Here is an 18,696-nt window from a genome sequence, read left to right on the forward strand (position 1 = left end):
GAGCCCGAAAAAAAGTGTAGGCCCGGAAGCGCCACCGGGGGGGGGAGGGTTGACGCTTCCGGGCCCATGTCTTGGATAGCGAGAGCGGGGGGGGCAAAAGGTCGCTATCCGAAGATAAAAACGGGCAAGGCCGATCTGGGTTCCGCGCGTCGCCAAAGAATCTTCAAAAATATCGACCTGTTCGGTGTGGCAGGCTCAGGGCTTCCCGGTGACCGCGATGCTCGTATCATATGCGCCGGATAGCGGGTCGTGGTGCAGCTGCGTCCGCAGCTGGCGGGCGAGGCCGGTCATGACGCGCGAGTAGCGGTTATCGAGCAGGACGGCGAGCTGCGGGCTGTCGATCAGCGCGGGCGAGACGACGCGCAGCGTGGCGCGATTGCTTTCGGGGAGGCCCTTCATCGAAATCCGGATCTGGGCAGCGGGGTTGCAGCTCATCGCCAGCTCGATGATCTCGGTCAGCAGGAAGGACACGGCCACCGCCGTATCCTGGGTCACCAGGAACGGCTCGACCTCCAGGGTAATCCCCAGCGTCGCGGTCCGGTCCGGCGCGGTCGCGCGGATATTGGAGGCGAGCTCACCGATCACCGATCTGAGTTCGAGCCCGCGGGTTTCTTCCATCTCGGCATAATGGTGGCGATGCACCACCGCGAGCGCGTCCACCCGTCGCTGGATCGAGGCATAGGCCTCGGTCGCCTCGACGCTCTTGGCGCCGCGCGCGTGGAAGTTGATCAGGCTGGCGATCACCTGCAGGTTGTTCTTGACGCGGTGATGGACTTCGCGGGTCAGGCGGGTCTGGCGGACCAGGCCCTCCGCCAGTTCCGCCTCGTGCGCCTGTACCGTCCGGCTGATGTCGCGGAACGTGTCGCCGAGTTCGCGGATCTCCGCTGCCGGCAAATGGCCATAGATGGTGGGATCGATGACCTCGCCCGGCTGATAGTCGCGAACGATCCGGCGCAGCCGGCGCAGCGGACGGATCAGCAGCCGGTCGACCACGAACCAGCCAATGGCAGCCGCCGCCAGCCACATCATGATCAGGAGCGCGGTAGCGATGAGTAGCGGGCCGGTGATCGGCGCGCCCGGCATGGTCATCTGGAGGGACAGGCCCTCGATACCGAGCTCGGTACGCGCGGTCTCGTGCCGCACCACCCGGCTGTCCTTCGCCAGGGCGCGCAGCGTCAGCCGCTCCCCGTCTTCAAGGACCAGTGCCGAGCCGTAATCGGGTACGAAGCCGCTCGGCCGGGCCAGCTGCGCGAGTGCAACGGCCGGATAGAACACCGTCGCGCTGCTCCCCGATGCGCCCCCGACACGCAGCGCGAGACCGTCGCCGGTAACCGTGGCGCGCACTTCGCCTGCGCGAGGCTGGGCAAAGGAACTGAGGTTCAGCCGGCGCCCGCACAGCACGGTTCCGGTCGCGTCGGCGATCGAGAAGCGGGTGCCGGTCTCGGAATAGGCGGCAAGCGCGCCCGCGACGCGCGTGCAGCTGGGCGCGTCGTTGGGATTGCGCTCGAGCGCGCCGAGACCCTCGCGCAATTCGGCGACATGGTTGGCAAGGGTGGTCGCGAGCGCGCCCGAACTTTCCTGGGCGGCTGCGCTGAGCCGCGCCTGGGCTTCGGCATCGGCGAACCGCGTCGTTCGAAGATTCGTGAGCATCGCGATGACCGCGAGCGGCAGGAGCGACGCGACCAGGATCAGGAAGACCTTGGCCCCGGTCGGCATCGTCGAGAGAAGATGAGGGTGCGGAGGCGCGTCCGCCGGCGCGGTGCCAAGCGGCTTCTGATCTGCGCCTGTCATCGAACGATGCTAATCGAGCTTCTTGAGCAGTTCCAGCATCTCGGCCGGGATCGCCTCGCCGATCGCTTCGTCATAGGCCTCACGCAGCGCATCGCCGACTACCCTGCCGGTCCGATTGCCGTCCGTTCCGCCCTTTTTTCCGTCTGGCGTCTTCGTCATTGGATCATTCGCGGAACGCACCATTCCCCCGGGACAAAAAAGTTCGACCACCGCACTCAGGCGGGCGGAAAATATAAATAACGCCGCAGGAAGCAAGAGGCCTGCGAATTGGACGCCGCGCAATGCGGTATGAGCCATGAAACCAAAGAGCGGTTCGTTTGTTCCACAGGCGATGCGATTTCCGGGGGGCAGGATCTTTCGGCGCGCAGGAACCATTGCAAAAGCGGAACGCCGGCGCGAAATACCGGAACGTTCCGAGGGAGAAACGATCGATTATGTCGCTTGGTCAGCAACTCGCGCCGCACCTTCCATTCCTTCGCCGCTATGCGCGCGCACTCACGGGCAGCCAGGTCGAGGGCGATCGTTACGTGCGGGCAGCTCTCGAGGCGATCGTCGCCGCCCCAGATCAATTCCCCCGCGATATCGAGCCGCGGCTCGGCCTGTATCGGACCTTCCAGGCGATCTGGCAGACCGCTCATGTTGAGGATACCGATTCGGGAAGCGAGAGCTCGACCGAGCCGGAGGCGATCGCGCGCAAGCGCCTGGCCCGTCTTGCCCCGCTGTCGCGTCAGGCATTGCTCCTGACCGCAATGGAAGGGTTCAGCATCGAGGATGCCGGCTATCTCATCGGCACCGATGCCGGCGACGTCAACGGACTGGTGGCCGACGCGATCGCCGAAATCGAGTCGCAGACGCGGACCCGCGTGCTGGTGATCGAGGACGAGCCCCTCATCGCGATGGATCTGGAAACCATCGTACGCGACATGGGTCATGAGGTGACGGGCGTCGCCGTGACCCGTGACGAAGCGGTCGCACTGGCGATGGAGGAACGCCCCGGCCTGGTGCTGGCGGACATCCAGCTGGCGGACGACAGCTCCGGGATCGACGCGGTCAAGGATATCCTCGCCGAATTCTCGGTGCCGGTAATCTTCATCACCGCATTCCCGGAACGTCTGCTGACGGGCGAGCGTCCCGAGCCGACGTTCCTGATCACCAAGCCTTTCCAGCGCGAGACGGTGAAGACCACCATCGCCCAGGCATTGTTCTTCGACCAGGCGACGGTTCCCGCCGCCGGCTGAGCGTGAAACCCGCGAAAAATCGTTTTCGGTTCCATATGGTACGGACCCAAAACGGTTTTCGCGGGTTTACCCTGCATGGCTGAGAACGAAAAACCGATCCATGTCGAGACCGACGAAGCTCGGGCCGGTGCGACCCCGCACGTGACGCGTTACGTGCTGGGTTTCGGTCTGGCGCTCGTCATTATTGCCTACATCATCATCCTTTACGTCTGAGCCAGGGCAGGGGGATTGATCGATGCAATTGGCAAGCGCGGCACCGCGCCCTATCTTTACCGATGACCGCACGCCGGTACGCGCAACTGAACGGGAACGAATGAGCGATACTGACAGCCCGGACGATTCGGGCGAGAACACGCTTCCGGTCGAGCATGTCTCGCTCTCGGATCCCGAGTTCAAGAAGCAGCTGGCGGTCGTCATCCCCCATCTGCGCGCTTTCGGGCGCTCCCTATCGGGCAATCGCGATACCGCCGACGATCTCGTGCAGGAAACGCTGCTCAAGGCATGGGCGGCGCGCAAGCGGTTCCAGGCCGGCACCAACATGCGTGCATGGACCTTCATCATCCTTCGCAACCTGTATCTGTCGCAGATGCGTCGAGCGCGGTTCAAGGGCGAGTGGGACGATCTGGTCGCCGACAAGATCCTGGCGGCCCCCGCCAGCCAGGACCGTCATGTCGAGCTGTCGGACATGCAGCGCGCCTTGCTGCATCTGCCGCAGCCGCAGCGCGAGGCGCTGATCCTGGTCGGCGCGGGCGGTTTCGCCTATGAAGAGGCCGCCGAGATCTGCGGCGTCGCGGTCGGCACGATCAAGAGCCGCGTCGCACGCGGCCGGGTTGCGCTCGAACAGTTGCTCAGCGAAGGCCAGCTGCCCTCGCGCGCCGCGCATCCGTCCAATCCGCAGGGCAAGAGCGTGCTCGACACGATCATGGGCGAGGTTGACGATCTCAGTCGAGAGCGCTGATACGCATTGCCAGATAGGATTGAAAAAATGCCCCGGCGATTGCCGGGGCATTTTTGTTTTGGAGGGGTCGAACGCTTGGAAAGGCGACAAGTGTCTCTACTGCACCGAGGTGGCCCCGTTCAGCCGCATCAGCAGCCTTGTCATTTCGTCGGGCAGGGCGGCGTCGCGGTCATAGGCGCCGCGCAGAGCCTTGCCGATGGCATCGCCCTCGCGCGGTGCCTCGACCCGAAAGACGGGAAGCGATTCTTCGCGCTTGGATGGGTGCCGTGTCATGAAGCTAAAAACGGGCGATGTTCGCTTTTGTTTCTCGGGCAATGTTAAATCGGAGTAATACGGTGGTCATGACCGATCGGGCAGAGGCGACGACGCTGGATGATGCGATCCGGCGGGCGCGTGACCATACGCCCTTTCTGGCGCATCTTCTGGACCGCGAACCCGAGCTGGTCGCCGGGCTCGAGGCTGCGCTGCTCGATCCCGTGACTGCGGCGCGCGTCGATGCATCCATGCCGACCGCCAAGGCATTGCGCCTGGAGCGCCGGCGTCTGGCACTGCTGGTCGCTCTGGGTGATCTTTCGGGTCGTTACGATCTGACCCGGGTGACGCGGCTGCTCACCGATTTCGCCGATCACGCGGTCGATCGGGCTATCCGGACGGCGATCCTGGAGCGCACGCCGGACGCGGAGCCGCGCGGTTTCGCCGCGATCGCGCTGGGCAAGCAGGGCAGCCGGGAACTCAATTACTCGTCCGACATCGATCCGATCCTGATTTTCGATCCCGCCACACTGCCGATACGGCCGCGAGAAGAACCGGGAGAGGCGGCGGTGCGGATCGGCCGACGGGTCGTCGAATTGCTCCAGACGCGGGACGCGGATGGTTATGTGCTGCGGGTGGATCTGCGCCTGCGCCCGTCGCCCGAGGTAACGCCCATCGTTCTGCCGGTCGAAGCAGCGATCTCCTATTACGAGTCGCAGGCGCTTCCCTGGGAACGGGCGGCATTCATCCGTGCCCGTGCTGCCAGCGGCGACCTGTCGCTGGGGCATGAATTCCTGCGCGCGATCCGGCCGTTCGTTTGGCGCCGCGCGCTCGATTTCGGAACGATCCGCGAGATTCGCGACATCTCCCGCCGCATCCGCGACCATCACGCCCAGGGTCAGCAATTCGGCCCTGGCTATGATCTGAAGCGCGGCAGGGGCGGGATTAGGGAGGTCGAATTCTTCGCGCAGATCCACCAGCTGATCCATGGCGGCCGCGACCCCGAATTGCGCGCGCCCGCGACCCGCGACGCGCTTGGCGCCTTGTCGGCAGCCGGCTGGATCGCCGGTGACGAGGCGGAGGTGCTCGGCGCGGCCTATGGCCTGTTGCGGACGATCGAGCACCGGCTGCAGATGGTGGACGACCGCCAGACTCACAGCCTTCCCGCAGACCCGGAGGCGCTGGCCAATGTCGCGGCGCTGCATGGGCTGGCCGATGCCGGCGCGCTGATCGCGCTGTTGCAACCGCAGGTCGAGCGAGTCGGGCGGATCTATGACGGTCTGGCGGACGACGGCGGCGAACGCCTCTCCGGCGACACCGACACGCTCGAAGCGAAATTGAGCGCAGCGGGATTTCACGATCCGGCCAATGCGCTGCGGTTGATCGAGGGCTGGCGCGGCGGCAACTATCCGGCACTGCGGACGACCGCTGCCCGAGAGGCGCTGGAGGCGTTGCTGCCCGGGCTGGTGGCAGCGTTCGGAGAGGCACCCGATCCTGCCCATGCCGTCGCCCGGTTCGATGCGATGCTGGCGCGGTTGCCGAGCGCGATCAACTTCTTCCGCCTTCTCGAGGCGCAGCCGGCGCTGGCGCGACTGCTCGGCTCGATCCTGTGCCATGCTCCCGCGCTTGCCGACCAGCTGGGACGCCGGGCCGAACTGCTCGACGGGTTGATCGATGCGACCGCGCTGAAGCCGGTGGCAGAGGTGCCCGAGCTGGCCGCGGACATGGAGGCGCGCGAGCGCGGCGGCGACTATCAGTGGCAGCTCGATCATGTGCGGCGGCTGGTCAATGAAAAGCGCTTTGCACTGGGCACCCAGATCATCGCGGGGACCAGCGATCCGCTGGTCGTGTCCGCCGGTTACGCGCGGGTGGCGGAAGCGGCGATCAGGGTGCTGGCGGGCGCGGCGATCGATGAATTCCAGACGGCGCATGGCGTGGTACCCGACAGCGAACTCGTCATCCTGGCACTCGGTCGGCTTGGCGGCGAGGCGCTGACCCACGCCTCGGATCTCGACCTCATCTATCTGTTTACCGGCGACTATATGGCCGAGAGCGACGGGGCGAAGCCGCTTGGCGCGGTGACTTATTACAACCGGTTGAGTCAGCGGGTGACCGCGGCCTTGTCGGTGCCCACTGCTTCGGGACCGCTGTACGATGTCGATACGCGGTTGCGCCCGTCGGGTGCGCAGGGGCCGCTGTCGGTCTCGCTGGAGGCGTTCCGGCGCTATCAGCAGGAGGATGCCTGGACCTGGGAGCATATGGCACTGACCCGCGCCCGGCCGGTATTCGGGTCGGCGCAGGCGCGTTCGGCGGTCGACGCCGTCATCGCCGAGGTTCTGGGCGGGCACCGGCCGCAACGCGACGTGATCGCCGATGCGGCGGGCATGCGGGCGGAGATGGCGGTGCACAAGCCGGCCAAGGGGCCGCTCGATGCCAAGCTGCTGGATGGCGGGCTGGTCGATCTGGAGTTCGCGGTGCACGCGCTTCAGCTCACCCATCATCGCGGGCTGGACACACGGCTGCGACGGGCGATCGACGCGCTGGTCGGGGAGGGGTTGTTACCCGCATCGATGGGCGAGGCGCATGATTTCCTCTCGCGCCTGCTGGTGACGCTGCGCTTGGTCGCGCCGGACAGCCAGCCGCCGGCTCCGGCAACGCGGCCGCTGGTCGCGCGGGCGGTGGGCGTGACGGACTGGGATGCGGTTGTTGCGGAACTCGATCGCGTGCGGCAGGACGTCGGAGCGTGCTGGAGCGCGATCCGCACGCATGAAAAGGGATAGGCAATGGCGATCGAGGAAGGCGACCGGATTCCGGCGGTAACGCTGCAGGACAGCGAGGGCGGCGCGATCTCGCTCGCCGACTATGTCGGCCGTCCGCTCGTGCTGTACTTCTATCCCAAGGACGACACCACCGGGTGCACGCGTGAGGCGCAGGAGTTCTCGGCACTGATGCCGGAGTTCGCAGCACTCGGTGCGCGGGTGCTCGGCGTGTCGAAGGATCCGCCGGCGCGGCACCAGAAGTTCATCACCAAATATGAACTGAGCGTTCCGCTGGCCACCGATGCCGACGATCAGGCGCTGGCCGCGTTCGGTGTATGGGTCGAGAAGCAGCTGTACGGCAAGCGTTACATGGGCATCGACCGGTCGACCTTCCTGTTCGACGCCGCCGGCATCCTGGTCCGCGCATGGCGCAAGGTGCGCGTCCCAGGTCATGTCGATGCCGTGCTGGAGGCTGCTCGCGCCCTGCCGCCCGCGTGAGCCGGAGCGTCCATTGACCAGCCTGGCCGAAGCCTGCCGAACGGTCCTGCTGACCGCGGAGCCGCGCGAGAAGGTCAAGGCCGCGCGCGCCGCGGCGCGCGACTGGCGGCTGGGTCGCCTCGAACACCGCTTCGACGTCGCGATGCCCGATCGACCGGCGCGTCCGGGCGCGCCCGAGCTCCTGCCGCCGAACCGGATGCCGCGGCGCGGCAAGGGCGGGTCGGAGCGCGGCAGGATCGCGCTGATCCACGCGCTCGCCCATATCGAGTTCGCCGCGATCGACCTGGCATTCGATCTGGTCGGTCGGTTCGGCGGCAGCTTCCCGCCTGCATTCGCCAATGACTGGATGCGCGTCGGGGGTGACGAGGCGATCCATTTCGCGCTGCTCGACCGGCGGTTGAGGCGGTTCGGGACGCGCTATGGCGACCTTCCGGCGCATGACGGCCTGTGGGACGCGGCGGCGGCAACGCGCGACGACGTGCTGGGACGGCTGGCCGTGGTCCCGATGGTGCTGGAGGCACGCGGACTGGACGTGACACCGGTTACGATCGAGCGGTTTTCGGCGGTCGGCGATGTCGCGACCGCGCGCATCCTGACGCGAATCCTCAACGACGAGATTCACCATGTCCGGGCCGGGACCCGCTGGTTCGAATCCACGTGCAAGTCCGCGAATCTGCACCCGAAATCTACGTGGAAAGCCTTAGTCGGGCGCTACTTCGCGGGTGCCATTAAGCCGCCGTTCAACGACTCAGCGCGCGACTCTGCCGGTTTGACGCGGGATTACTATCTCAGCCTTGCGGACGGATGACCGAATAAAGCACATGATCGTCGTCGCGAGGCGGTGGGGCTGCAGCGAGACGATGAACTAAGGGTCGAGCGTCGGATTTCCTGTCCGGCGAAACACCTTCGGGTTGCCGGGGAATCATTTTGAACGCTTCTATCATCAAGAACGCGACGCTGGGTTCCCGGTTCCGCAGCTTCTTCACCACCAGGGACTTCATCTTTCACGACGGCCGCGACCTCCGCCGCTTTTCGATCGCCGGACGGACCCAGGCGATGCTGGCCGGTGTTGCCGGTGTCGCGCTGATCTTCTCGACCTATGGCGTCGCTCAGGCGATGGTCGGCGTTGCGTCGATCAGCGGCATCGGCGCGGAGGCGGGATCGCCTGAGGCGCAGGTCGAGCAGATGCGCCTGAAGGTCGAGGCGATGCAGGCCGATGTCGAGGCCGCGAAGCAGGCCGCCAAGGCCTATGCCGCCCGGGTCGAACAGCGCCAGGAAATGATCAAGGCGGTCGCCACCGGCGCGGCCGACCGCAGCAAGCTGACCCAGGCAGTCGCGCCGTTCAGCTTCAAGACCAGCGCGCTGACCGAGGAAGTGCTGGCGCCGCTGCGCGAACTCGAAGCACGCCAGGTGGCGCAGGCGATCCAGGCCCGCGCGGTGGGCGAGGCCCGGTACGCCAAGACCGCTGCGCAAATGGTTCGCCTCGGCCTCGATCCCAATCGCTACACGCCCAAACTCGTGCCCGGCGGCATGGGCGGTCCGCTGGAAGCGGACGGCGACGAAGCGAGCGTGTCCGCCGAAGCCGACGCTCAGTTCCGCGCGCTGTTCCAGACCTGGCGCCGCCTCGACTCGCTCGAGCAGACCGTGATCTCGATCCCGTCGATGCAGCCGGTCGAGAATGTCCAGTTCACCAGCACCTTCGGCGTCCGGTCCGATCCGTTTGTCGGCACCGCGAAGATGCACGCCGGCGTCGATATCCCGGGTGCGGTTGGTACCCCGATCTACGCGACCGCCGACGGCGTGATCGGTCGTTCGGGTCGCTATGGCGGCTATGGCAATCTGATCGAGGTCAATCACGGTCGCGGTATCCAGACCCGTTACGGTCACCTCTCCAAGATCCTGGTCGAGCCGAACACCCGCGTTCGCCGCGGCCAGATGATCGGCCTGATGGGCTCGACCGGGCGCTCGACCGGCAGCCACCTTCATTATGAGGTCCGGGTCGATGGCAAGGCAGTCAACCCGATCCCGTTCCTGCAGAATGGCGAATATCTGATGGCGGTTCAGGATCGCCAGACCGCTGGCGCGATGGGCGGTCCGGCCGGCGCCAAGTAACAGCTTCCGCTTGCGGAGAGGGAATGAGAGGCCGCCCATCGAGGCGGCCTCCGTCGTTTTGGGGCGCCGCGGTCCCATCTGCATCCAGCACGCTCCATTGCCTCGACGCGCCCGCCCCACTATCTCGGCGGCATGACGACGATCGAACAGTCCGAGGTCGGGCTTACTCCGGCAGCAGCAGCCCGCGTGGCCGCCATTTCCGCGCGAACCGGAAAGCCCGCGATCCTGCGGCTTTCGGTCGAGGGCGGCGGCTGTTCCGGATTTCAATACAAATTCGGCCTCGCGGACGGCATCGAGGGCGATGACAGCGTGGTGGAAACCGATGGCGTGAAGCTCGTCGTCGATTCGATCAGCCTGGATCTGGTGCGGGGCGCCAGCGTCGATTTCATCGACAATCTGGGCGGCGCCCATTTCGCGGTCCAGAACCCCAACGCAGCCTCGGGCTGCGGATGCGGCACCAGCTTCTCGATCTGAAGGGACCGTCTTGCCTCGCATCGTCACCTACAATGTCAACGGCATCAAGGCTCGGCTGGAGCGACTGGTCGAGTATCTGGACGAGCAGAAGCCCGACATCATCTGCCTTCAGGAACTGAAGAGCTCGGACGAGACGCTGCCGATCAGGGAGATCGAGGCGGCGGGCTATCGAGGCATATGGCACGGGCAGAAGGGCTTCAACGGCGTGGCCGTGCTGTCGCGTGGAGAGCCGCCGGTCGAACGCCAGCGCGGCCTGGAGGGCGATCCGGAAGACGCCCACAGCCGCTATATCGAGGTCGAGATCGGCGATCTGGTCGTCGCATCCATCTATCTGCCCAATGGCAATCCCCAGCCGGGACCCAAGTTCGACTATAAGCTGAAATGGATGGACCGACTGGCAGACCGGGCGAGGATGCTGCTCGCCGAGGAGCGGCCCGTGGTGCTGGCAGGGGACTATAATGTGATCCCCAATGACGACGACACCTTCTCGGTCCGTGCGATGATCGAGGACGCGCTGATGCAACCCGAATCGCGCCAGCGCTACCGCACCCTGCTGACACAGGGATGGACCGACAGCCTGCGGACCCGTTTCCCTGCCGGGGGCGTCTGGACCTTCTGGGACTATCAGGCGGGCGCCTGGCAGCGCGATGCGGGCTTTCGCATCGATCATCTCCTGTTGAGCCCGATGGCTGCCGATCGGATGACGGGGGCGGGCGTCGACAAGGAATATCGCGGCCGTGAAAAGGCCAGCGATCACGCGCCGACCTGGGTGACGCTGCGCTGAATTCTCGGCGCCTGATCCCGTGTGAAATCGAACGGTGTCCGCTTTCGTTTGACCTTAACCGCCGATGAAAGGTGCTGCTCACCATCTTCTGGTGTGATTTACTGTATTATAGCGATAGTACTGTTTCGCTACCGATCCTAACTCTCTGAAATCGTTGATGAACCTATTCTGGCACGGCTGATGCAATGAAGCTCGTACAGGCCAGGACGGCCTGACAGGGTTCTAAACGTAGGGAGTATCTAATGAGCAAGGGTCATCTGATCGGGCAGGTTTCTTTCGTTGGCGCTGCCGCCGCACTGATGCTGGGTTCGGTCGTACCGGCCGCTGCGCAGGAGACTGGCCGCAGCTACAACAAGCAGGCAATCGAAAAGAAGGACATGCGCTACTGCGTGATGTCCGAGCTGACCGGGTCGCGGATCCGTTCGAAGCTGTGCAAGACTCGTGAAGCCTGGATCAAGGAAGACGGGTTCGACCCCGTCACCGACGCACAGCCGCAACGCTGAGATTTCGCCTGACGCCGCGACCCATGCGACATGGCGTTGCGGCGGCTTGTGAAGGGCGGTGCCGGACCTTCGTGCCCCGAGGGCCGGCACCGTTTCATTCCGAAGGCCGGGATCACCCGGCGTCAGAGCGCCTTGCGGTAGATCACATATTCCTTGTTGATCTTGCTGTCGATCGCATCGGCGATCGCCACCATGCCCTGGTTGTCTTCCAGGACCCAGCCGATCTCGCCACGGGTGGCGCCATATTTCGAGACGGCGGCGCGCCGGATATATTCGATCATCATGAAAGCCAGCTGGCTTGCCATGCGCGAGCTTTGCAGCCGCTTCACCACGCCCATCAGGGGCACGCGCGCGGTCCTCGCCTTGGGCTTGCGAAGCCAGAGCAACAACTTTGCCCAGCCGAACGGGAACAGCGAACCGTTCAGCGGCTTCAGCGCTTCGTTGAGGTCGGGCAGCGTGACCATGAAAGCCACCGGCTCGCCATCGAGCTCCGCGATGCGGATCAGGTCCTCGAACACTAGCGGCTTCAGCTTCTTGCCGACATCGTCGACTTCGGGCTGGGTGAGGGGCACGAACCCCCAATTATCCGACCAGGCATCGTTCAGGATCGCCAGGATCACTTCCGCTTCCTGCTCGAAGCGGGACTTGTCGACCTCGCGGATGCGGATCCGCGGGTTCTTCGCGCCAGAGGCGATGATGCGCTGGATCAGCGGTGGGAACGCGCCGGTGACGTCCAGTTCATAGGTCAGCAGCGACTTCGCCTTGGCATAGCCGCGCGCCTCGATCCATGCCTGATACTCGGCGGGGTGGTGCCCCATCAGCACGGACGGGGGATGATCGTGCCCGCGAACCAACAGGCCCGGCTCCTCCCAGATCGAGAGGCTGACCGGGCCGAGCGCCTGGGTCATGCCCTTGTCGCGCAACCAGTCTTCCGCGGTGGCGATCAGCGCCTTCGCGATGCTCTCGTCCTCGGCATCGAACATGCCCCAGAAACCGGTGCCAGGGCCGAACCCCTGGTCCGCCGGCATTTCCAGTGCGAGATGGTCGATATGGGCGGAGATCCGGCCGACGACGCGTCCGTCGCGACGTGCGATGAACAACTGTGCCTCGGCGTGGCTGAACCAGCCATTCTTCTTGGGATCGATCGTCCCGGCCACGTCGCTGCGCAGCGGCGGGACCCAGTTCGGATCCTTTGCGTGGAGGCGATAGGGAAGTTCGATAAAGGCCTTGCGATCGGCCTTGCCGGTTACCGGAATGATGGAGAGCGACGTGTCGGCCAAGCGGGTGACCCCTGCAGGAGAAGCGCGTGAAGTCGATCCTGGATTGGTCGCTGTCAAGCGGTTTGATCCGGCACAATGCGGACCCGGCCACCCCTGTTATCGCCACGCTCTAGCCACTATCTCGGGCCAATGAGCACTGTCATGAACCACTCGATCGCTCTCGACCGGCGAAGCACCGGGGCTGCACCTGCCAAGGCAGCGACGTCGCGGATTGCCGACGATCGTACCCTGCTGCGCACCGCCGCCGAAATCAGCCGCGACCTGAATGCGCCGCGTCCTGCAATCTACTGGACCGACCTGCTGTTGTCGGTGGCGATCGGTTATGGCGCCCTGTTTGCGGCGATGACGCTGCCGTCGGTCGGTTGGGCGATCGTGGCGGGCATGGTTTCCGTGCTGGCGCTCTATCGCGCCGGAAGCTTCATCCATGAGCTCACCCATGTGAAGTCGTCGGCACTGCCGGGCTTTCGCGTGGCGTGGAACGCGCTCGTCGGCGTCCCGCTGATGGTGCCGAGTTTCATGTATGAAGGCGTGCACAATCTCCACCACGCCCGAACCCGCTACGGGACGGTCGACGACCCCGAATATCTGCCGCTGGCGCTGATGAAGCCCTGGTCGCTGCCGCTGTTCGTGATCGTCTCGATCCTGGCGCCGGTCGCGCTGCTGTTCCGCTATGCCGTGCTGGCGCCGCTGTCCGTTTTCATCCCCGCGCTTCGCAGGAAGGTGGTCGAGCAATATTCGGGCATGGTCATCAACCCGGCATTCCGCCGCCGTCATCCCGAAGGTGCGTTCCGCCGCGAATGGCATCTGATGGAAGCCGCGACGAGCGCATGGGCGATCACCTTGCTGACGCTGGTCGCGACCGGGATCATTCCGCTCAAGGCGTTCCTGGTGTTCCTGGCGGTTGCCGCCGGCACCACGCTGATCAACCAGGTGCGCACGCTGGTGGCGCACCTGTGGGAGAATGACGGCGAGGCGATGACGGTGACGGCCCAGTATCTGGATTCGGTCAACGTGCCGCCGCCGGCATTCCTGCCGATGCTGTGGGCGCCGGTCGGCCTGCGCTACCACGCGCTTCATCACCTGCTGCCGGGCGTGCCCTATCATGGCCTGGGTGAGGCGCATCGCCGCCTGATGAAGGCGCTGGATACGGACTCGCCCTATCACAAGGGCAATTATGCCGGTCTGCCCGGGCTGGTCGGCAAGATCGTTCGCAGCACGATGATCGATCGCCGCTGATCGTTCGCTGCATTTCCAACGCGTCGAACGGGGTTGCACCGATACCGGGGCGGCCCCGTTCGTCATGGGGGCGCTCCCATTAAGCGATATCTGTTCGTCTGCAGCATGAATCGCCTGCGCAGCCCGACGGCGGAGCAGATCTTCTCGATGCGCGGGGATGTCGATGTGATGTCCGCCGGGATCAATCAGGGTGCGGACTATCCGGTCACGCCCGAGGATCTGGAATGGGCGGACATGATCGTGGTGATGGAGCGCCAGCACCGGCGCAAGCTTCAGCGGGCGTTCGGGCGTCACCTGCGGGGCAGGACCGTCGTCTGCCTTGATATTCCGGATGACTATGATTTCATGGATCCGGCGCTGATCGCGCTGCTCCACGAGCGGATGGCGCGGTACCTGCCGTCGCTTCCGCCGGTGGCGGAGGGTGAGCGCCCTATTCCTCGGTCCTGAGCAACACCGCCTCGCCAATGGCAAGGAACAGGAAGAAGGGCGCCCAGGCGGCAAGAAAGGGCGGATAGGCGCCGAGATTGCCCATCGCCAGCGCGAAATTGTCCGAGACGAAATAGAGGAAGCCAAGCGCCATCCCCATCACCGCGCGGACGAACAACTTGCCCGAGCGTGCGATCCCGAACGCTGCGACCGCGCCGAGCAAGGGCATCAGCACCGCAGACAGCGGACCCGACAGTTTGTGCCACAGCGACCCTTCGAGCGACATGGTCGGCCGGCCGGCCTCCTTCAGGTCGTCGATCGCGGCAGACAGTGCCGAGAAGGACAGGCCGTCTGCATTGACGCTGGACAGGGTGAACTGGTCGGTGCGGACTCCCCGACCGACGATCGTCTTGCCGATATCGGTGAACTTGCCGGTGGCGATGTCGAACCGGCGCGCATTGTCGAGCCGCCAGCCATCCCCCTCGCGCACGCCCTGCGTGCCGGTCGTGATGCCGATCAGGCGCTGCTTGTCGTCGCGCTCATGGACCGTGACGCCGGTCAGCCTGGCCGCATCGCCGCGCCCGCGGATGTCGTCGACCTCGATCAGGCTGTCGCCGGAGCGGACCCAGACATTCTGCCGGTCGCCGCGGTCGACGGGCAGGGGGCCGTAATCAACCCGCTTCCAGGCGTCGAGCGTGGCCGTTGCCGGCGCGACGATCCGGTCGTTGAAGGTGAAGGACAGGACGGCCACGCCCAGCCCGGCGAGGATCAGCGGCGCCAGCACCTGGTGCGCGGACAGGCCTGCCGCCTTCATCGAGATGACTTCGCTGTTCTGGTTGAGCTGCGACAGCGTCAGGATCGTCCCCAACAGGACCGAGAAGGGCAGGAAGGTCGAGATGATCTGCGGCGCGCGCAGCCCGACATACCACCAGACCTCGGAATCGGTGTTGCCCGGCACCGCGAGGATCTTGCCCGACTCGCTCAGCAGATCGAGCGACTGGAGGATCAGCACCAGCCCCGCCATGATCGCGAACGTCCGGATCACGAACATCTTCGCCATGTAGAGCGACAGCGTGCGCGACGGGAAAAAGTTGAACAGGTTGGTCATGCCGATGCCTCGCCCGGCTTGCGCCGACGGGTCGGGAGGATCTTCGCGATCAGCTTGGTCAGCTTGGCGAACATCTTCTCAAGCGCGCCGATCGGTTGCCCGCCCGGGACATAGGCAAGCTGGTAGTAGAGCCAGAACACGAGCCCCGCAAAGATCGCGAACGGACCCCACAGGGCGATGATGGGATCGATCCGGCCGAGGCTGCCAAAGGCCTGGGCATACTCGCTGACCTTGAAATAGGTCACGATCATCACGATCGACAGGAACACGCCGAGCGCCGAGGTCGAGCGTTTGGGGGGGATGCCGAGTGCCGCCGCCAGGAAGGGCAGCAGGAACATCGACAGCACCTCAGTGACGCGGAAGTGGAAGGCGGACCGGCTGGAGTCGCGCAGCGGCTCGGCCGCCGATCGGTCGCTGCCGATCCGGGCAAGTTCGGGCAGCGTGAGTTCCAGGTTGCGCTCGCCACGCTGTCGGAACGCCTCGTATTTGGGGAGCGCGATCGGAAGATTGTGGGTGGTGAACGTCAGGACGCGGGGGACCGGCGAATCCTTCGTTTTCTGGACCAGCGTCCCGTTGGTCAGCTGGAACACGATCTCGTCGGGATTATCGGTGCGCAGGAACCGGCCGCGTTCGGCCGAGACCGAGTACCAGCCACTGTCCTTGGCCTTCATGTGCACGAAGATGCCCGACAGGTCGCGACCCTCGTTCTTGCTGTCCTCGATGCGCAGCGTCATGCGGCTGCCGAAATTGGTGAACTCGCCGACCTTGATCGATGCGCCCAGCGCGCCGGTGCGCAGTTCGAACCGCAGCCCCTCGTAATTGTAGCGGGCAACGGGCTGGATATAGCCGATGATCGTCAGGTTCAGCGCCGCCAGCGCGAATGCGTACATGAACGGCACGCGCAGCATCCGGTTGTAGCTGATGCCCACCGCGCGCAGCACGTCGAGTTCCGACGAGGTCGAAAGCCGGCGAAACGCCAGCAGGATGCCGAGCAGCAACCCGATCGGAATGCCCAGGCCAAGATATTCGGGCAGCAGGTTGGCGAGCATGCGCCACACCACGCTCACCGGCCCGCCTTCGGTCGCGACGAAATCGAACAGCCTCAGCATGCGGTCGAGGACCAGCAGCATCGCCGCGATGATCAGCGTCGAGATCAGCGGCACCGCGATCAGCCGCGCCATGTAGCGATCGATCAAACTCATGCGCTTTGGCGGAGGCCTTCAATCATGGTTGCCTTCGGCAGGACTGCCGACGGGTGTAAGCGCAAAGGCTATACCCACGGTTCCACTAGGCGTCAGCACGAAAGTTGCGCTGCCGTTCAGCCGCGCCGAACCGCGGCGACCACTGCCTTGGCCAGCGCCGCCATGGTGAAGGGTTTGCGCAGCACCGAATGGCCGCCGAACGCATCGGCATCAGCCTCTCCGGCGAAGCCCGTGACATACAGCACGGCGATGCCGTCGACGCGCGAACTCAGGGCGGCGATCATTTCGGGTCCCGTCCGGCCGGGCATCAGCACGTCGGTGAGGATCAGGTCGACATGGTCCATCCGGTCGAGACAGGCCTCCGCTGCGAGCGGGTCTTCGCAAGCGACCGGGCGGTGGCCAAGCGCGCTCAGCGCACTCATCGTCGCTGACAGCACCCTGGGATCATCCTCGACCACCATGATGTCGAGCGTCACCTCGGCATCCTCGGTGCCGGTTGCCTCGTCCTGCGGCGCCTCCGGGGTGATTTCGCCTTCATGGCGCGGCAGGTAGAGCGTGACGGTCGTGCCTTCGCCGGGCGTGGTGTCGATCGCGATCTCGCCGCCGGACTGGCGGACGAAGCCGAAGATCTGGCTGAGCCCGAGGCCAGTGCCCTTGCCGACCGGCTTGGTCGTGAAGAACGGCTCGAACACCCGCTCCAGCACCTCGGGCGTCATGCCCCCGCCGGTGTCGGTGACGGCGATGCTGGCATAGTCGCCCGCGGCGCATTCGCCTACGGCGTGGTCCTCCAGCCGGCACCCGTCGGTATGGAAGCGCAACGCGCCGCGGCCGTTCATTGCGTCGCGGGCATTGACGGCGAGGTTGAGCAGCGCATTTTCCAGCTGATGCTTGTCGACGAAGATCCGCCAGCCGAGATCGGCGTCGCTGGTCGTCACTTCGATCGCGTCGCCCAGCGTGCGGTCGAACAGCTCGGACATTCCGGCGATGACGGTGCGCGGCTCGATGGCCGCCGGCAGCAACACTTCCTCACGCGAAAAGGCAAGGAGCCGGCGTGTCAGCGCAGCAGCGCGGTTGGCACCTTCCATCGCATTTTCGATATGCTTGTTCGCGTCGTTGCCGCCGGTGTGGAGATGGCGCTTGGCGAGTTCAAGGCCACCCAGCACCACCGCCAGCATATTGTTGAAATCATGGGCAATGCCGCCGGTCAGCTGGCCGACAGCTTCCATCTTCTGTGCCTGGCGGAGCTGCGCCTCGGTCTGTTCGCGTTCGCGCATCTCCTGGCGCAGCTGGGCCGTCGCCGCCTCGACCGCTTGCTGAAGCTCGTCGGCGCGTACGCGCTCGGCATCGGCATCGGTTTCCGCTTCGTCGCGGCCGGCGGCGGCCTGCACCGTCAACCATCCAAGCAGGATCGCGCCCGTGACGACCAGCAGGCCGAACAGACCGAGGATGTTGGTCGCAAGGTGCGAACGGGCAAGGAGAATCGCCGACCGGTCCTTGCGTGCGAGCAGTCGTTGGCGTTCGGTGGTGACGATCTGGTTCAGCAGTCGTTCGATCCCGGTCCGGGCCGCGGTCGCGCTCAACTGGTAATAGCTGCCAAGCGCGTCGCGGCCACGGTCATGAACCATGTAACCGACCGTTTGCGCCAGCTCGTTGCTGCGCGTCTGAAACGCATCCCTCAGACGGGCAGCCCGGACGGCCTGTTGGGGCTGGTCGCGAAGCTGGGTTTCGAGCTGCCTCAGCCGATCGCTCGCGCGTGACCAGCGGTCGGAGAATTGCCGGCCAACCGCGGCGTCGCCGCTGGTGATGTAGCGGCCGAGCATCGCTTCGGCCTCCGCGGAAGCAGTCGAGACCTGGCCGGCGCGGATGATGACTTCGTACGTGTGAGCCTGTCGTTCGAGCGCGGCGTCGCGCTCCCGATCGGTGGTCGTCTGTAGGTTGAGCAGCAGGACCAGCATGCCCGTGCCGGCCAGCGCCATCACGGCGAGCAGCACCATGCGCCAGTCAGTCTTCTGGACCGCTGTCTCTGGAACTGCCCTCATGTCATTCATCATGTCGATCCGGCCGGACGGCCTGTC

At 65.4% G+C, this 18,696-nt stretch carries 19 protein-coding genes; 12 read left to right on the forward strand and 7 right to left on the reverse strand.

Annotated elements, in window-relative coordinates; genetic code table 11:
- Nucleotides 1-195: 195 nt before the first annotated feature.
- Complete coding sequence (locus tag TPR58_RS03155) at nt 196-1,791, reverse strand: sensor histidine kinase (RefSeq protein ID WP_346245164.1); 1,596 nt, start codon at nt 1,789-1,791, stop codon at nt 196-198.
- Nucleotides 1,792-1,800: 9 nt separating this feature from the next.
- The gene (locus TPR58_RS03160; RefSeq protein WP_346245165.1) at nt 1,801-1,950 is read right to left on the reverse strand and encodes a NepR family anti-sigma factor; all 150 of its coding nucleotides are present in this window, start codon (nt 1,948-1,950) and stop codon (nt 1,801-1,803) included.
- Nucleotides 1,951-2,225: 275 nt separating this feature from the next.
- Between TPR58_RS03160 and TPR58_RS03165 the strand changes: the two genes are divergently transcribed.
- From TPR58_RS03165 to TPR58_RS03175, 3 genes are all read left to right on the forward strand, one after another.
- Nucleotides 2,226-3,029 carry a response regulator gene (locus TPR58_RS03165; RefSeq protein WP_346245166.1) on the forward strand — a complete coding sequence of 268 codons (804 nt, stop codon included), beginning with the start codon at nt 2,226-2,228 and terminating at the stop codon, nt 3,027-3,029.
- Between the two features lie 75 nt (nt 3,030-3,104).
- On the forward strand, nt 3,105-3,242 hold the full coding sequence (locus TPR58_RS03170) for a hypothetical protein (RefSeq protein WP_346245167.1): 138 nt from the start codon (nt 3,105-3,107) through the stop codon (nt 3,240-3,242).
- Nucleotides 3,243-3,342: 100 nt separating this feature from the next.
- The gene (locus TPR58_RS03175; protein WP_346245168.1) at nt 3,343-3,987 is read left to right on the forward strand and encodes a sigma-70 family RNA polymerase sigma factor; all 645 of its coding nucleotides are present in this window, start codon (nt 3,343-3,345) and stop codon (nt 3,985-3,987) included.
- A gap of 96 nt (nt 3,988-4,083) precedes the next feature.
- On the opposite strand, the gene TPR58_RS03180 is transcribed toward TPR58_RS03175, so the two are convergent.
- Nucleotides 4,084-4,302 (reverse strand): hypothetical protein, encoded by a 219-nt coding sequence (locus TPR58_RS03180; protein WP_346245169.1) that lies wholly within the window; start codon nt 4,300-4,302, stop codon nt 4,084-4,086.
- Nucleotides 4,303-4,328: 26 nt separating this feature from the next.
- Here TPR58_RS03180 and TPR58_RS03185 point away from each other — a divergent pair, with 26 nt between their 5' ends.
- From TPR58_RS03185 to TPR58_RS03215, 7 genes are all read left to right on the forward strand, one after another.
- Entirely contained in the window at nt 4,329-7,019 is a 2,691-nt protein-coding gene (locus TPR58_RS03185; RefSeq protein ID WP_346245170.1) for a bifunctional [glutamine synthetase] adenylyltransferase/[glutamine synthetase]-adenylyl-L-tyrosine phosphorylase, read from the forward strand.
- Between the two features lie 3 nt (nt 7,020-7,022).
- Nucleotides 7,023-7,496, forward strand: coding sequence for a peroxiredoxin (locus TPR58_RS03190; RefSeq protein ID WP_346245171.1), 474 nt, complete (start codon nt 7,023-7,025; stop codon nt 7,494-7,496).
- A 13-nt stretch (nt 7,497-7,509) separates the two neighbouring features.
- The gene (locus TPR58_RS03195) at nt 7,510-8,304 is read left to right on the forward strand and encodes a ferritin-like domain-containing protein (RefSeq protein WP_428835687.1); all 795 of its coding nucleotides are present in this window, start codon (nt 7,510-7,512) and stop codon (nt 8,302-8,304) included.
- A 119-nt stretch (nt 8,305-8,423) separates the two neighbouring features.
- Complete coding sequence (locus tag TPR58_RS03200; protein WP_346245173.1) at nt 8,424-9,608, forward strand: M23 family metallopeptidase; 1,185 nt, start codon at nt 8,424-8,426, stop codon at nt 9,606-9,608.
- A gap of 132 nt (nt 9,609-9,740) precedes the next feature.
- A complete protein-coding gene (gene erpA / locus TPR58_RS03205) occupies nt 9,741-10,082 on the forward strand; it encodes an iron-sulfur cluster insertion protein ErpA (RefSeq protein WP_346245174.1) in 342 nt (113 codons plus the stop codon).
- A gap of 10 nt (nt 10,083-10,092) precedes the next feature.
- The gene (gene xth / locus TPR58_RS03210) at nt 10,093-10,866 is read left to right on the forward strand and encodes an exodeoxyribonuclease III (RefSeq protein WP_346245175.1); all 774 of its coding nucleotides are present in this window, start codon (nt 10,093-10,095) and stop codon (nt 10,864-10,866) included.
- A gap of 242 nt (nt 10,867-11,108) precedes the next feature.
- Nucleotides 11,109-11,369 (forward strand): hypothetical protein, encoded by a 261-nt coding sequence (locus TPR58_RS03215; RefSeq protein WP_346245176.1) that lies wholly within the window; start codon nt 11,109-11,111, stop codon nt 11,367-11,369.
- 122 nt (nt 11,370-11,491) lie between these two features.
- Here TPR58_RS03215 and TPR58_RS03220 read toward each other — a convergent pair whose 3' ends face one another.
- The gene (locus tag TPR58_RS03220; RefSeq protein ID WP_346245177.1) at nt 11,492-12,649 is read right to left on the reverse strand and encodes a GNAT family N-acetyltransferase; all 1,158 of its coding nucleotides are present in this window, start codon (nt 12,647-12,649) and stop codon (nt 11,492-11,494) included.
- A gap of 141 nt (nt 12,650-12,790) precedes the next feature.
- Here TPR58_RS03220 and TPR58_RS03225 point away from each other — a divergent pair, with 141 nt between their 5' ends.
- On the forward strand, nt 12,791-13,885 hold the full coding sequence (locus tag TPR58_RS03225; protein ID WP_346245178.1) for a fatty acid desaturase family protein: 1,095 nt from the start codon (nt 12,791-12,793) through the stop codon (nt 13,883-13,885).
- Nucleotides 13,886-13,990: 105 nt separating this feature from the next.
- Complete coding sequence (locus TPR58_RS03230; protein WP_346245179.1) at nt 13,991-14,332, forward strand: low molecular weight protein tyrosine phosphatase family protein; 342 nt, start codon at nt 13,991-13,993, stop codon at nt 14,330-14,332.
- Here the strand turns inward: TPR58_RS03230 and lptG are convergent.
- The 3 genes from lptG to TPR58_RS03245 all read right to left on the reverse strand — a co-directional run bounded on the left by lptG (nt 14,316) and on the right by TPR58_RS03245 (nt 18,660).
- Nucleotides 14,316-15,419 (reverse strand): LPS export ABC transporter permease LptG, encoded by a 1,104-nt coding sequence (lptG, locus tag TPR58_RS03235; protein ID WP_346245180.1) that lies wholly within the window; start codon nt 15,417-15,419, stop codon nt 14,316-14,318. The two genes, TPR58_RS03230 and lptG, sit on opposite strands and share 17 nt — an antisense overlap.
- A complete protein-coding gene (lptF, locus tag TPR58_RS03240) occupies nt 15,416-16,621 on the reverse strand; it encodes an LPS export ABC transporter permease LptF (protein ID WP_346245181.1) in 1,206 nt (401 codons plus the stop codon). The genes lptG and lptF overlap by 4 nt, the downstream gene beginning before the upstream one ends.
- A gap of 116 nt (nt 16,622-16,737) precedes the next feature.
- Entirely contained in the window at nt 16,738-18,660 is a 1,923-nt protein-coding gene (locus TPR58_RS03245) for an ATP-binding protein (RefSeq protein ID WP_346245182.1), read from the reverse strand.
- Between the last annotated feature and the right edge of the window lie 36 nt (nt 18,661-18,696).

Origin of the sequence: Sphingomonas rustica (assembly GCF_039652585.1) — a bacterium.
Taxonomy (GTDB): Bacteria; Pseudomonadota; Alphaproteobacteria; order Sphingomonadales; family Sphingomonadaceae; genus Sphingomonas; species Sphingomonas rustica.

Bases quoted from the DNA above. Each gene is read 5' to 3' on its own strand.
- TPR58_RS03155 (WP_346245164.1), bottom strand. From the start codon at position 1,791: ATGACAGGCGCAGATCAGAAGCCGCTTGGCACCGCGCCGGCGGACGCG.
- TPR58_RS03160 (WP_346245165.1), bottom strand. From the start codon at position 1,950: ATGACGAAGACGCCAGACGGAAAAAAGGGCGGAACGGACGGCAATCGG.
- TPR58_RS03165 (WP_346245166.1), top strand. From the start codon at position 2,226: ATGTCGCTTGGTCAGCAACTCGCGCCGCACCTTCCATTCCTTCGCCGC.
- TPR58_RS03170 (WP_346245167.1), top strand. From the start codon at position 3,105: ATGGCTGAGAACGAAAAACCGATCCATGTCGAGACCGACGAAGCTCGG.
- TPR58_RS03175 (WP_346245168.1), top strand. From the start codon at position 3,343: ATGAGCGATACTGACAGCCCGGACGATTCGGGCGAGAACACGCTTCCG.
- TPR58_RS03185 (WP_346245170.1), top strand. From the start codon at position 4,329: ATGACCGATCGGGCAGAGGCGACGACGCTGGATGATGCGATCCGGCGG.
- TPR58_RS03190 (WP_346245171.1), top strand. From the start codon at position 7,023: ATGGCGATCGAGGAAGGCGACCGGATTCCGGCGGTAACGCTGCAGGAC.
- erpA (WP_346245174.1), top strand. From the start codon at position 9,741: ATGACGACGATCGAACAGTCCGAGGTCGGGCTTACTCCGGCAGCAGCA.
- TPR58_RS03215 (WP_346245176.1), top strand. From the start codon at position 11,109: ATGAGCAAGGGTCATCTGATCGGGCAGGTTTCTTTCGTTGGCGCTGCC.
- TPR58_RS03225 (WP_346245178.1), top strand. From the start codon at position 12,791: ATGAACCACTCGATCGCTCTCGACCGGCGAAGCACCGGGGCTGCACCT.
- TPR58_RS03230 (WP_346245179.1), top strand. From the start codon at position 13,991: ATGAATCGCCTGCGCAGCCCGACGGCGGAGCAGATCTTCTCGATGCGC.
- lptG (WP_346245180.1), bottom strand. From the start codon at position 15,419: ATGACCAACCTGTTCAACTTTTTCCCGTCGCGCACGCTGTCGCTCTAC.
- lptF (WP_346245181.1), bottom strand. From the start codon at position 16,621: ATGAGTTTGATCGATCGCTACATGGCGCGGCTGATCGCGGTGCCGCTG.
- TPR58_RS03245 (WP_346245182.1), bottom strand. From the start codon at position 18,660: ATGAGGGCAGTTCCAGAGACAGCGGTCCAGAAGACTGACTGGCGCATG.